Origin of the sequence: Bacillus sp. FSL K6-0993 (assembly GCF_037977205.1) — a bacterium.
Lineage (GTDB): Bacteria > Bacillota > Bacilli > Bacillales > Bacillaceae > Bacillus > Bacillus subtilis.
In genome coordinates this window covers 1,965,296-1,980,727 of record NZ_CP150275.1, presented here as the reverse complement: position 1 = coordinate 1,980,727, position 15,432 = coordinate 1,965,296, and the positions used below count along the sequence as shown (strand labels likewise).

Genomic DNA, 15,432 nt, shown 5'->3' with positions numbered 1-15,432 from the left:
CTTATTATGAGAACTGGAGGGAATCCGTTGAGCGAACATACTTATTCTTTAACCCATGCCCAAAGGAGAGTGTGGTTTACCGAACTGCTGGAGCCAAATACCAGCATTTGCAATCTCACAGCCTGTGTGAAATTCAAAGGCAATATTGAGCTTGATACTCTGGAGGGAGCGCTGAATCATTCCATCTCCCGCAACGACGCCATTAGATTTCAGCTGTTAGAAGGAGAAGAGCTTGAGCCGCGATTGCACCTTACTGAATATAAATATTATCCACTTAGAATAATTGATTTTTCAAATGTTGAAATGATAGAAATAGAGCAATGGATTCAGGATCAAGCGAGCATTCCATTTAAACTGTTCAACTCGCCTCTTTATCAATTTTTCCTCCTTAGAATTGACTCTCATGAAGTTTGGCTATTTGCGAAATTCCATCATATCATAATGGATGGAATCTCTTTAAACGTGATGGGAAATCAAATTATAGATCTTTATCAAAAAATGAAAAAGAAAGATCCTTTACCTGATCAGCCGGAACCTTCTTACTTGAGCTACATCGAAAAAGAGAGTCAATATCTACAATCTCCGCGGTTTGCAAAGGACCGTTTATTTTGGACGCAAACCTTTGAGCACCCGTTGGAATACCACTCGTTAGCCGACCAGACGTCCTTACAAAAACAGAGCACATCTGCATCCAGAGACACCATCATTCTTTCACCTGATCTAGAGCAAACGATTCGAATCTTCTGCGAAGAACACAAGATCAATATCATTTCCTTATTTATGGCTTCATTTTACATATGCATCAGCCGAATCACTACTAAAAAAGATCTTGCCATTGGCACCTACTATGGCAACAGAGGGTCAAAGGCTGAAAAAGAAATGCTCGGCATGTTCGTTAGTTCTCTTCCAATCAGAATAACGGTTGATCCTGACACAGATTTTCTTTCCTTTGTCCGCACAATAGGCAGGGAACAGCTTTCTGTTATGCGTCATCAACGGTTTCCTTATAATTTGCTTGTAAATGAATTAAGAAATGAACAGAAGGATTTACACAACCTTATCGGTATATCTATGCAGTATCAGCCACTTCAGTGGCATAATGCAGATGATTTTGACTATGAAACAGCGCTTTATTTCAGCGGATACACCGCGAACGAGCTTTCAGTTCAAATACAAGAACGGATTGACAATGGAACCATTCAATTAAATTTCGACTATCAAAATACCTTGTTTTCTCTTGAGGATATTAAACGAATACAATCTCATCTGCTTACCATACTGGAAAACGCCCTTCAACATCCGCACAGCTTTATAAAAGAATTAGATATGACGAATACAAGAGAAAAGCAAAAATTGTTGTGTGAGTTTAACAAGACGGAAGCTGTTTCGCCTAAAGCTTTCACCCTGCATGGGCTGTTTGAGCGACAGGCAGCTTTCACACCGGAGCGGCTGGCCATTCGCTTTTCAGGCGGTTCGCTGACATACGCTGAGCTTGACATGTACGCCAGCCGGCTGGCTGCGCACCTTGCGGCACGCGGCATCACAAACGAAAGTATCGTCGGTGTCCTGTCTGAACGCTCACCTGAAATGCTGATCGCTGTCCTTGCTGTCTTGAAGGCAGGAGGGGCCTATTTGCCGCTTGATCCTGCGTATCCAAAGGAGCGGCTGAGCTACATGCTGAAAGACAGCGGGGCATCGCTCTTGCTGACACAGCCGGGATGCTCCGCACCGAACTTTTCTGGCGAAACGCTTGAAGTGGACATGACATCTCTTGCGAGCGAAAAAGCAGAAAACCATGAGTTTACTCCTGCTGACGGCGGTTCACTCGCCTATGTCATCTATACATCGGGCTCTACCGGGCAGCCGAAAGGAGTGGCCGTTGAGCACCGCCAGGCTGTTTCTTTTCTGACCGGCATGCAGCACCAATTTCCGCTTTCGGAAGGTGACATTGTCATGGTGAAAACCTCTTTTTCCTTTGATGCGTCTGTGTGGCAGCTGTTTTGGTGGGCTCTTTCCGGTGCTTCGGCGTATCTGCTTCCGCCCGGCTGGGAAAAAGACCCCGCATTGATCATACAAGCCATTCATCAGGAAAAAGTGACAACGGCTCATTTTATTCCGGCTATGCTGAACAGCTTTCTCGATCAAGCGGAAATGTTAGCGCTCGGTGACGGGACAAGCCTGAAGCGTGTATTCGCCGGAGGTGAACCGCTTGCGCCGCGTACGGCAGCCCGTTTTGCTTCTGTATTGCCGCAGGTATCATTAATCCATGGTTACGGGCCGACAGAAGCCACGGTAGACGCGGCATTTTACGTGTTGGATCCAGAACGGGACAGGGACCGTTTGCGGATTCCGATTGGAAAGCCCGTACCCGGTGCGCGTTTGTATGTTTTAGATCCGCATTTAGCCGTACAGCCTTCTGGTGTCGCCGGCGAACTGTACATTGCCGGAGCGGGTGTTGCCAGAGGTTATTTGAATCGTCCGGCATTAACGGAGGAGCGTTTTCTTGAGGACCCGTTTTACCCGGGGGAACGCATGTATAAAACCGGGGATGTGGCGCGCTGGCTCCCTGACGGGAATATTGAATTCCTCGGGCGGTTGGATGATCAGGTGAAAATCCGCGGCTACCGGATTGAGCCGGGAGAAATTGAAGCGGCACTAAGAAGCATAGAAGGCATAAGGGAGGCAGCCGTTACCGTACGGACAGACAGCGGCGAGCCGGAATTATGCGCTTATATAGAAGGGCTCGGAAGAAACGAAGTGCGGGGACAGCTTGAGAGGCTGTTGCCGGGCTACATGGTCCCAGCCTATATGATAGAGATGGAACAGTGGCCGGTTACACCAAGCGGAAAGCTTGACCGAAACGCCCTGCCAGCTCCTGGCGGAGCGGCAGATGCGGAGACCTACACGGCGCCGAGAAACGTGACTGAGATGAAGCTTTCTCAGCTGTGGGAGGACGTGCTGAAAAATGGCCCTGTCGGGATTCACGACAACTTTTTTGACCGCGGGGGACATTCCTTAAAAGCAACGGCGCTTGTCTCACGGATTGCCAAAGAATTCGATGTACAGGTGCCGCTAAAAGATGTGTTTGCCCATCCGACAGTAGAAGGACTGGCTACCGTTATCCGTGAAGGAACGGACAGTCCATATGAAGCGATTAAGCCCGCTGAAAAACAGGAAACCTATCCGGTTTCCTCTGCCCAAAAGCGGATTTATGTCCTTCAGCAGCTGGAGGACGGAGGGACAGGCTACAATATGCCGGCTGTGTTAGAGCTCGAAGGGAAGCTCAACCCTGAAAGGATGGACAGAGCTTTCAAAGAGCTGATCAAGCGCCACGAGTCGCTTCGGACCTCCTTCGAACAGGACGCAGGAGGCGATCCGGTGCAGCGCATCCATGACGAGGTGCCGTTTACGTTACAGACTACAGTTCACGGCGCACGAACCGAACAAGAGGCCGCAGCTGCATTTATCAAACCGTTTGATCTCAGCCAAGCGCCGCTGTTCCGTGCCCAAATCGTAAAGGTATCAGATGAGCGGCACCTGTTACTGGTTGATATGCATCACATCATTTCAGACGGTGTTTCCGTCAACATTCTGATTCGGGAATTCGGCGAGCTGTACAACAACCGGAAGCTTCCGGCGCTGCGTATTCAATATAAAGATTATGCCGCATGGCAAGAAGGATTCAAAACAGGAGACGCGTACAAAACGCAGGAGGCGTACTGGCTGAAGCAGCTCGAGGGCGAGCTGCCTGTGCTGGATCTTCCCGCTGATCATGCCCGCCCGCCGGTGCGAAGCTTCGCGGGTGACAAGGTCTCATTTACGCTGGATCAAGAGGTTGCATCAGGCCTTCACAAGCTGGCACGAGAAAACGGAAGCACACTGTACATGGTGCTCCTTGCGGCGTACACCGCGTTCTTGTCACGCTTAAGCGGACAGGAAGATATCATCGTCGGCTCGCCAATCGCCGGCCGTCCGCACAAGGATCTTGAGCCGATACTCGGCATGTTTGTGAACACGCTGGCGCTTCGGACGCGCCCGGAGGGCGGGAAGCCATTCGTACAGTATTTGCAGGAAGTGCGTGAGACAGCATTGGAAGCCTTTGAGCATCAGGATTACCCGTTCGAAGAACTTGTCGATAAGCTTGAATTGACACGAGATATGAGCCGGAACCCAGTGTTTGATGCGATGTTTATCCTTCAAAATGTGGAAAAACAGGACATAGATCTGAGAGAAATAAAAGTCCGGCCTGTCAATTTCGCACATCACATTTCTTTATTTGATATCACATTAATAGCTACGGAAATAAATGGATCTATTTGCTGCGAAATGGAATTTAGTACAGAAGTATTCCTGAAAGCTACGATTGAACGCTGGGCTGATCATTTTATCGAATTTCTGCATGAGGCACTTTCAACTCCTGAAACAAGCCTTGCACAAATAAACATACTTAGTGATAAAGAAAAACAAAAAATAGTCTTTGGATTTAACAAAACTCAGGTTGAATTTGCTCAAAAAGATGTTCCTTTTCATCGCATATTTGAAGCGAAAGCTGAAGAAATTCCAGAACATATAGCTGTTATTGATAACGAAACAGAGATTAGCTATCGCCTTCTAAATGAAAGAGCCAATCGTCTGGCACGAACATTGCAAAACAGAAAAGGACCGAAGCCAACTGTGGCTGTTTTAGCCAAGCGGTCCATCGATGCAATTGTTGGAGTGCTGGCAGTGATGAAAGCTGGCGGAGTGTATATCCCAATCGATTCACATTATCCAAAAGCTCGTATTGAATACATTCTTCGTGATAGCGGGGCAGATATTCTTCTTTTACAGCAGGAGTTGAAGCATTTGATTTCAAACTTGCCTGAATCTGAGATGTCTCATATCTGCCTTGACGATGAAAGCTCTTATGAAGAAAATAGCTGCAACCTTAACTTATCTCCTGCTCCTGAAGAGCCGGTATATATCATTTATACGTCAGGAACGACGGGTGCGCCTAAAGGCGTCATTGTCACCTATCGGAACTTTACTCATGCTGCTCTTGCTTGGCGTCAAATTTATGAGCTGGATCGGAAGCCTGTCAGACTGCTTCAAATCGCGAGCTTTTCATTCGATGTATTCTCAGGAGATTTGGCGAGAACATTGACCAACGGCGGGACTCTAATCGTTTGCCCAGATGAAACACGGCTGGAACCTGCTGAAATATATAAAATCATGAACTCTCAGAGAATCACGGTGATGGAGTCGACACCGGCTCTCATTATCCCGGTGATGGAGTATGTATACCGTAACCAGTTCAAGCTTCCTGACTTAGACATACTGATTCTTGGCTCCGACATGGTGAAAGCTCAAGATTTCAAAACATTGACAGATCGCTTTGGCCAAAGCATGCGCATTATTAATAGCTATGGTGTCACAGAGGCAACCATTGATTCGAGCTTTTATGAAACCAGTATGGGTGGAGAGTGTACGGGAGATAACGTACCAATCGGCAGCCCGCTGCCGAATGTACACATGTACGTACTCAGCCAGACTGATCAAATTCAGCCGATCGGTGTTGCCGGCGAGCTGTGCATCGGCGGGGCAGGTGTTGCGAAAGGCTATCATCATAAACCTGACTTAACGCAAATGAAATTTACAGAAAATCCATTTGTCTCTGGAGAAAGGCTGTACAGAACCGGTGATCGAGCATGCTGGCTTCCAAACGGAACGATCCGGCTTCTTGGCCGAATGGATTATCAAGTAAAGATAAATGGATACAGAATTGAAACAGAAGAAATTGAAAGTGTTCTGCTTCAAACGGGGCTTGTCAGAGAAGCTGCTGTTGCCGTTCAGCATGATAAAAATGGACAGGCTGGTTTGGCAGCATATATTGTGCCTTCAGACGTCAATACGAATGCTCTCCGTGCTGCTTTAACAAAGGAGCTGCCAGCGTATATGATTCCTGCACATCTGATTCCTTTAGAAAACATGCCGCTGACCCTAAACGGAAAGCTGGACAGAAATGCCTTGCCGGCTCCAAATAATGTGTTATCGCGTCCATATACCGCACCAGTTAACGACATACAAAAAACGATGGCGTATATATGGGAAGATGTACTGAGCATGTCACGAGTCGGCATTCACGATTCCTTTTTTGAGCTTGGCGGAGACTCAATTAAAGCATTACAAGTGGCAGCACGTCTGGCAGCTGAAGGCTGGAGCATGACAATACGCGACTTATTCCGTTATTCAACGATTCAGGAACTATGCGGACATATCACACCATTGGCATCTCAAGCGGACCAGGGACCTGCGGAAGGTGAAGCTGAACTCACCCCGATTCAGCGAAGATTTTTCGGACAGGTTCATGCTTTTCACAATCATTACAACCAGTCCGTCATGCTTTTCAGTGAAAAAGGATTCAATGCTAACGCGCTTCATCTAGCGCTGCGTAAAATAACCGAGCATCATGATGCCATTCGCATGATTTTCCAACGTGACCAAAACGGCCATGTCATTCAGTTTAATCGCGGAATCAATCACAAGGATCATGAACTGTTTGGCCTTTATATTTCAGATTGGACAAAAGCATCGCTGGAAAGGGCTCACCTTGATGAAAAACTTGCCGCTGAGGAAACCGTCATTCAAAGCAAAATGAATGTAGAAAAAGGGCCTTTGCTGCAAGCAGGTTTGTTTAAAACGGCAGAAGGGGATCATTTGCTGATTGCACTTCATCATCTTGTGATAGATGGCGTTTCTTGGAGAATTCTGCTTGAGGATTTAGCTGCAGCATATCAGCAGGCTTTAGAAAAGCAAGAAATCCAATTACCGCCAAAAACGGATTCTTATTTGGCCTACGCCAATGGTCTTACCCAAATAGCTGAAAGTAAACAATTGCTTTCAGAGAAAACGTATTGGCAAACGATTTTAGACGCTCACACTGCTTTTCTTCCTAAGGACATAGAAAATGTGCCGGACAGACTCCAAATGAACAGCGACGCAGCAGCGTTTGTACTATCCGGGGACTGGACTGAAAAATTGCTGTTTGAAACCCAGCAAGCCTATGGCACTGATGCCAACGAACTTTTGCTTACGGCTTTAGGAATGGCGCTTTCTGAATGGACAGGGCATGACCAAATCGTGATCAGCACTGAGGGACACGGTAGAGAAGGGCATGTGCCAAACATTGATATTTCAAGGACAGTTGGATGGTTTACTTCCATTTATCCTATTCTGCTAGACATGGGTATTCCCGAGCCTTTCGAGGATCAGCTCGCATACCGAATTAAGACGACAAAAGATATGCTGAGAAGAGTACCGAACAAAGGAACTGGATACGGATTGTTAACACACATAGGAGAACTGCGGCATAAAGAGCCTGAGGTCAGCTTTAATTATCTCGGTCAATTTAGCGAAGAGAAGGAAGCTGAAACGTTTCAATTATCATATTACCAGCCCCGTTACGAAATAGCGGGTGAGAGAGAACGAGAGTATGAGCTGGACATCAATGCTCTCATTACGGACGGACGGCTTCAAGTAAAAGCGGTATACACCCAAGTGTTCAGCAAACACTCAATTGAGTGCTTTATGGATCGTTTTCACAGGCATCTTATCGAGACGATTGAGCATTGTTCGCAGAAAAAAGCACGCGAAAAAACACTGAGCGATTTCAGCAATAAGGAATTAACGTTGTCTGCATTATCTAGCATCGAAGATCTCGTGAAAGATCTTTAACTTTTGAAAAGGTGTGTGGAATTGATGGCACAATCGGCACAAATTCAAGATATTTATCCGTTATCGCACATGCAGGAAGGAATGCTGTTTCATTCACTAATGGATTTCAGCTCGAAAGCATATATCGAACAGACCTCGTTTACGATCACAGGGAATCTATGCGTCGACTCGTTTCAAAAGAGCTTAAACCTTCTTGTTTCTAGATATGATATTTTCAGAACGATTTTCATTAAAGAAGTACCAGATCTTACAGGTCCGCAGCAGGTAGTCTTATCAAACCGGGAATTGACAGTATATAGAGAAGATATTTCTCGCAAGGCTGATCAAGAACAGCAGACGCTGATTGATGCTTTTATGACTAAGGATCGGGAAAAAGGATTTGATTTGCAAAAAGATCCTTTAATGCGTCTTGCTCTTTTTGATAGAGGAGACAGCCAATATACATGTGTCTGGACACATCACCATATCATCATGGATGGCTGGTGTCTCGGCATTATTCTTAAAGAGTTTTTCAGCATGTATGATTCGCTCAAAAATAACTCACCTGTACAGCTTGGCAGCACGGTGCCGTACAGCCGTTATATTGAATGGCTCGGAGAACAAGATCAAGAAGAGACTGCTGCCTACTGGAGCGAATATTTGAAGGAGTACGGCAATACTGCTTCTATTCCCCGGATAAAGCGCCGCATGGCAGACGGGGATTATAAAGCCGACCAGGTCAGCTTTTCATTAGCGCCGGATATGGTTGAGAAACTGACAGAGGCTGCCCAAAACTGGGGAGTGACATTAAACACGCTGTTTATGAGTATTTGGGGCGTGCTGCTCCATCGATATAATGCTGCAGATGATGCCGTTTTTGGCTCCGTCATTTCGGGACGCCCGTCAGCGATTGACGGGATTGAATCAATGGTCGGCTTGTTTATCAATACTGTTCCAGTGCGAATCCGATCTGCGGAAGGCATAACGTTTTCTTCGCTGGTCAAAGCCGTGCAGGAGGATATTTTATCATCTGAACAGCATGGGTATTATCCGCTTTATGAGATTCAAAACCATAGTCCATTGAAGCAAGGGTTGATCGATCATATTTTTGTTTTTGAAAATTACCCTGTACAGCTTCATCAGGCATTAAGCGTGGAGAGTGAAAATGACGAAGGCGCTCTGAAGCTGAGTGACATTTCAATGTCGGAACAAACCAATTACGACTTTAATATCGTTATCGTTCCGGGAGAATCATTTTATATCAAATTCAGCTACAACGCAGACGTTTACGAGCGGGAGGAGATGCTGAGGATTCAGGGGCATCTAAAGCAAGCACTAGATTGCATTTTGACAAATCCTGATGTTGCCGTCAGTGACATCAATATCGTGCCGCCGGAGGAGCAACAGATTATCCAATTGTTTAACGAAACTGAGCGTCCTTATGTGAACAAAACGATACCCCAATTGTTCGAGGAACAAGCTCACAAAACACCTGAAGCTGCTGCATTGAAAATGGGAGACGAATGCTGGACCTATCGCCAATTATATGTAAGAGCCAATCAGATTGCGCACGCCCTGATAGAAAAAGGCGTTGGATGTGGAGATATCGTGGCTGTGATGATGGGCCGGTCAATGGAAATGCCTGCAGCTCTGCTTGGGATTTGGAAAGCAGGCGGCGCTTATATGCCGCTTGATCCACATTTTCCAGCAGAACGTCTTTCTTTCCTGCTGAAGGATAGTCAAGCGGCTCAATTGCTGATAGAAGAAGACCTTATTTCCTTGATCCCTCCGTCCTATGAAGGAAATACGATAACGATAGAACATACAGAAAGTTACCAAACAGAAGCTCCAAATATGCCGCCAGGTGACCTAGCCTACTTGATCTATACGTCGGGAACGACGGGGCGCCCTAAAGGGGTTTTAGTTGATCATCACGGTATTGCAAATACATTGCAATGGAGACGAGAAGAGTATGGCATGACCGAACAGGATATATCCCTCCATTTGTTTTCGTACGTATTTGACGGTTGTGTAACGAGCTTATTTACCCCGCTTTTATCTGGTGCGTGCGTACTGCTGACAACAGATGACGAAGCGAAGGATGTGCTGGCCCTTAAGCGAAAAATAGCTCGTTATAAGGTCAGCCACATGATCATTGTTCCTTCCTTGTACCGGGTGTTATTGGAAGTGATGACTGCTGACGATGCAAAAAGTCTTCGTATTGTGACATTTGCGGGTGAAGCGGTCACGCCTGATCTGCTTGAGTTGAGTCAAATGATTTGTCCTTCTGCTGAACTGGCAAATGAATACGGGCCCACAGAAAACAGTGTGGCAACAACAATATTGCGTCATCTGAATGAAAAAGAGAGGATCACGATCGGACACCCAATCAGAAACACAAAAGTATTTGTTTTGCACGGAAATCAAATGCAGCCGATCGGCGCGGCGGGTGAACTGTGTATTTCCGGCGCGGGTCTTGCGAGAGGATACTACAAACAGCAAGAGCTGACACAGAAAGCATTCTCCGATCATCCATTCCTTGAAGGGGAGCGTTTATACCGAACAGGTGATACAGGCCGCTTTTTGCCTGATGGAACGATTGAATATATTGGACGTTTTGATGATCAAGTAAAAATTAGGGGTTATCGTATTGAACTGAGAGAGATTGAAACAGTTCTTCGACAAGCACCGGGGGTAAAGGAAGCAGCGGTACTGGCCCGTGATGTTTCTGCTGAGGAAAAGGAGCTCGTTGCTTATATCGTTCCAGAAAAGGGAAACAGCCTCCCAGATTTGTATCAGCATCTTGCCGGGACATTGCCGTCCTATATGATCCCAGCAAGTATTATCAACATCAGCCGGATGCCATTAACATCCAGCGGCAAGCTTGACAGGTTTGCGCTTCCTGAACCAGAAAACAATACGAGTGTCACATATATGGCGCCCCGAACCTTAATCGAAGCTGATCTCGCACATATTTGGGAAGATGTGCTGAATAAACAGCACATCGGCATTCGTGATGATTTCTTTCAGTTAGGCGGACAGTCCTTAAAAGCGGCCGCACTAGTATCAAGAATACATAAAAAGCTTAATGTCGAGCTGCCGCTCAGTGAGGTGTTTTCATATCCGACAGTTGAAAGCATGGCGGGCAAATTGATGAGCTTAAAAGAACACGCTTTTACACAGATTGAACCTGCGGATCAAAGAGATGTCTATCCGCTGTCTTTCTCGCAAAAACGATTATATGCTCTTCATCAGCTGGCAGATGACAGCACAGGCTACAACATGCCAACTGTACTTGAATTACGCGGAAATCTGAATCGCCAGCGGTTGAGAAGCGTTCTCACAGAACTTGTGAATCGGCATGAAGCATTACGGACTGTTTTTGTGCTTGACAGAGACGAGCCTGTGCAGGTCATTTATCCAGAGATAGCTTTTAATCTAAAAGAGCTTGAAATGGAATCAGAACAAATGCTTGAGTCTGCAATCGAGACCTTTATCAAACCGTTTGATCTATCATCCGGTCCGCTTTTTAGAGCATGTGTCATTACAATGGGCAATCACCGCGGCTTTTTGCTGCTCGATATGCACCATATTATTGCCGACGGTGTCTCGATGAGCACTCTTGTCCAAGAGTTTACTGACTTATATTGCGGAAAGGAGCTGCCAGCTTTAAACCTGCATTATAAGGATTTTGCTGTTTGGCAGCAAGAGAAGTACCCGAAAGAGCTATACAAAAAACAGGAGGCCTACTGGCTTGATCAGCTTGGCGGGAATCTTCCTATATTAGAATTACCGCTTGATAAAACAAGGCCGCGCCTCCCTGATTTCAGCGGTGGAACAATTGAAGTCAGCATTGATAAAGACACGGCTGATGAGCTGCACCGTTTAATGGCTGAAACGGGAACAACATTGTATATGATTCTTCTGGCTGTCTATTCTATTTTGTTATCTAAGCTAAGCGGGCAAGAGGATATTGTTGTCGGTTCGCCTGCTGCCGGAAGACCACACGCCGATCTGGAGCGCGTCATCGGGATGTTCGTCAATACATTGGCGATGCGCAGCAAGCCCGAGGGCCACAAAACGTTCAGCTCGTATTTGCAGGACATTCGCCACCTGGCTCTGACGGCTTACGAGCATCAGGATTATCCTTTTGAGGAGCTGGCAGATAAGCTCGATACAAATCGAGAGGTAAATCGCAACCCGCTGTTCGATGCAATGCTTGTGCTTCAACGCAGTGAAGATTTCCGGTTCGAAGTGCCTGGTCTATCGATTTCGTCTGTCACTCTTAAACATGATATATCTAAATTCGATTTAACATTACACGCTGAGGAGCATCCGAGTGGAATACGCTGCCGTTTTGAATACAGCACTGCTCTTTTTGAAGAAGAAACCATTACGCAGTGGGCATCCTGTTTTATTGAATTGGTGAAAGGGGTAACGGCGGATACCGAGATGAGAATTTCGGACATGCAATTGCTTCCTGCTGCAGAGCGTAGGTTGCTCCTTGAAAAAATGGGACAGTATGCGGCTTATCCGAGAAATGAAAACATAGTAAGCTTATTTGAAAAGCAAGCCGCTCAGCATCCGGAGCATATCGCAGTGGTGTGCGGCCATTCTCAGCTTACGTATCGAGACCTGAATGAAAAAGCCGAGCGGGCAGCTGCTATGCTGATCAAACAAGGGGTGAGAACTGGCGATATCGTCGGTCTGATGCTCGATCGGTCACCTGATATGATCATTGGCGTTTTATCGATTTTAAAAGCTGGCGGGGCCTATTTGCCGATTGATCCTGAATATCCTCAGGAACGGATCAGCTTTATGCTCAATGACAGCGGAGCAAAACGGCTGCTGACAGAGCGCGGTCAAAACAAACCTGCAGACTACACCGGTCATATTTTGTATATCGATGAATGTGAAAACGACTCAATTCCGGCTGATGTAAACATTCAAGAAATAGTAACAGATCAGCCCGCATACGTGATATACACATCTGGAACGACTGGCCAGCCAAAGGGCGTCATTGTCGAGCACCGCAATGTGATCAGTCTCTTGAAGCATCAAAACCTGCCTTTTGAATTTAACCATGAAGACATCTGGACGTTATTTCATTCTTATTGCTTTGATTTCTCTGTATGGGAGATGTTCGGTGCACTATTGAACGGAGGTACATTAGTCGTGGTCTCTAAAGAAACAGCCCGTGACCCCCATGCATTCCGTTTATTGTTAAAAAAAGAACGCGTCACTGTACTCAATCAGACCCCGACTGCTTTTTACGGCTTGATGCTTGAAGACCAAAATCATACAGATCATTTAAACATCCGCTACGTGATTTTTGGCGGCGAAGCCTTACAGCCCGGATTGCTTCAAAGCTGGAATGAAAAATATCCTCATACTGATTTGATTAATATGTACGGTATTACAGAAACAACGGTCCATGTAACATTCAAAAAATTGTCCGCTGCAGACATTGCAAAAAATAAAAGCAATATCGGCCGGCCTCTTTCTACTCTGCAGGCTCATGTGATGGATGCCCATATGAACCTGCAGCCGACCGGAGTTCCAGGGGAGCTGTATATAGGCGGCGAAGGTGTGGCACGGGGATATCTCAACAGAGATGAGCTGACCGCTGACCGTTTTGTATCCAATCCTTATCTTCCGGGAGACAGATTATACCGAACAGGAGATCTTGCTAAGCGCCTGTCAAATGGCGAGCTGGAATACTTAGGCCGCATTGATGAGCAGGTGAAAGTCAGAGGGCACCGTATTGAGTTAGGCGAAATCCAAGCGGCACTTCTTCAGTATCCAATGATTAAAGAGGCGGCTGTCATTACCAAGGCAGACGAGCAAGGGCAAACAGCTATATATGCTTACATGGTGATAAAAGATCAACAGACTGCGAATATATCAGACATACGGGCTTCCTTAAAAAACGCCTTGCCTGACTTTATGCTGCCTGCCCGTATGATACAAATTGACAGCATCCCGGTGACTGTTAATGGAAAGCTCGATCAGAAAGCCCTGCCAGAACCTGAAAAACACGCTTATACAGCTGATGATATCAGTCCTAGAAATGAGATTGAAACGGTGATGGCTGAAATTTGGGAGGAGCTTCTTAATGTGGATGAGTTGGGTGTAGGCGCCAATTTCTTTGAGCTTGGCGGAGACTCTATTAAAGCGCTGCAGGTTTGTGCCAGACTGAAGCAGCGCGGATTTGAAACGACAGTACGTGAGATGTTTGAATATCAGACTCTTGGTGAACTGTCCGCCCGGGTTCGAAAAGACGTACGCGCCATTAACCAAGGCCCGGTCGAAGGCGAGATTACTTGGACACCTATCCAGCAGTGGTTTTTCTCGCAATCTCTGGAAAGCCATCATTTTAACCAGTCCGTTATGATCTACCGGGCTGAACGATTTGATGAGGCTGCGCTTAGAAAAGTACTAAAAAGCCTTGTGACTCATCATGATGCACTGAGAATCGTATGCCGGCATGAAGATGGCAGGCAGGTGCAGATAAACAGAGGGATAGATCTTTCAGATGAGGAGCTATATGCACTTGAACTGTTTGATGTAAAGGATAGCCTAACAGAAGCACGGAACACGATTGAGGAAGCAGCCAGCCGGATGCAAGAACATATTCGTTTGGAAACCGGCCCCTTGCTTCACGCTGGATTGTTTAGAACCGAGAATGGTGACCATTTATTTCTGACGATTCATCACTTAGTTGTTGATGCGGTTTCCTGGCGAATTTTGTTCGAGGATTTTTCAGGTGCTTACAAACAGGCAGTCTCAGGAGAATCTATTAAACTGCCGCAAAAAACAGATTCATATTTAACGTATTCACAAAGAATAGCTGACTACTCTAAAAGCCGCCAGGTGCAACGCGAAGCAGCGTACTGGGATGAGTGCGAGAACCGTCACATCCAGCCTATTCCAAAAGACAATGACGCAGCATCTAACACATTCAAAGATACAGAAGTGATTGATTTTGAGCTATCTCGCCATCACACAGAATTACTATTAACGGCTGCACATAAAGCTTACAGCACGGAGATGAATGATATCCTTCTGACAGCTTTAGGTCTTGCTTTGCAGAAATGGACGGGAAATAACCAATTTAAAATCAGCATGGAGGGCCATGGAAGGGAATCATATCTTGAGGACATCGATATTAGCAGAACTGTTGGCTGGTTCACCTCCATTTATCCTGTGTGGCTTGATATGAGAGATTCCGATCATAAGGACAAAGAAGAGCGGCTGGGCCACCTTATTAAACAGACAAAAGATATGCTGCACCGTATACCGCATAAAGGCGCGGGCTACGGCGTGCTGAAATATATCAGCAAAAGATGGGGCTCTGAGAAAAACAGCCCAGAAATCAGCTTTAATTATTTAGGCCAGTTTGATCAGGATATTCAATCAAATGCCTTTGAGGTGTCTGACATCAAGCCAGGAAATGAGATCAGCCCGAACTGGGAGCGTCCTTATGCACTGGATATCAGCGGCGCCGTTTCTTCGGGGTGCCTGAACATGCACATCATCTATAACAGGCATCAATTTGAGGAAGAAACCATTCAAACATTTTCTAGGCATTTTAAACAGACTCTGGAAAATATCATTGAGCATTGTACGGGCAAAGAAAACCGAGAGTGGAGCGCATCTGATTTCACTGATGAAGACTTAACGCTTGATGAATTGAGTGAGATTATGGGAGCCGTCAACAAACTATAGGGAGAGGAGATT

At 46.1% G+C, this 15,432-nt stretch carries 2 protein-coding genes; both read left to right on the top strand.

From position 1 onward, the window contains the following. Positions 1–27: 27 nt before the first annotated feature. Entirely contained in the window at positions 28–7,713 is a 7,686-nt protein-coding gene (ppsA, locus tag MHH79_RS09925; RefSeq protein ID WP_340035124.1) for a plipastatin non-ribosomal peptide synthetase PpsA, read from the top strand. 24 nt (positions 7,714–7,737) lie between these two features. Next, positions 7,738–15,420: a plipastatin non-ribosomal peptide synthetase PpsB gene (gene ppsB, locus MHH79_RS09920; RefSeq protein WP_340035123.1), complete on the top strand. Its 7,683-nt coding sequence runs from the start codon at positions 7,738–7,740 to the stop codon at positions 15,418–15,420. Positions 15,421–15,432 lie beyond the last annotated feature (12 nt).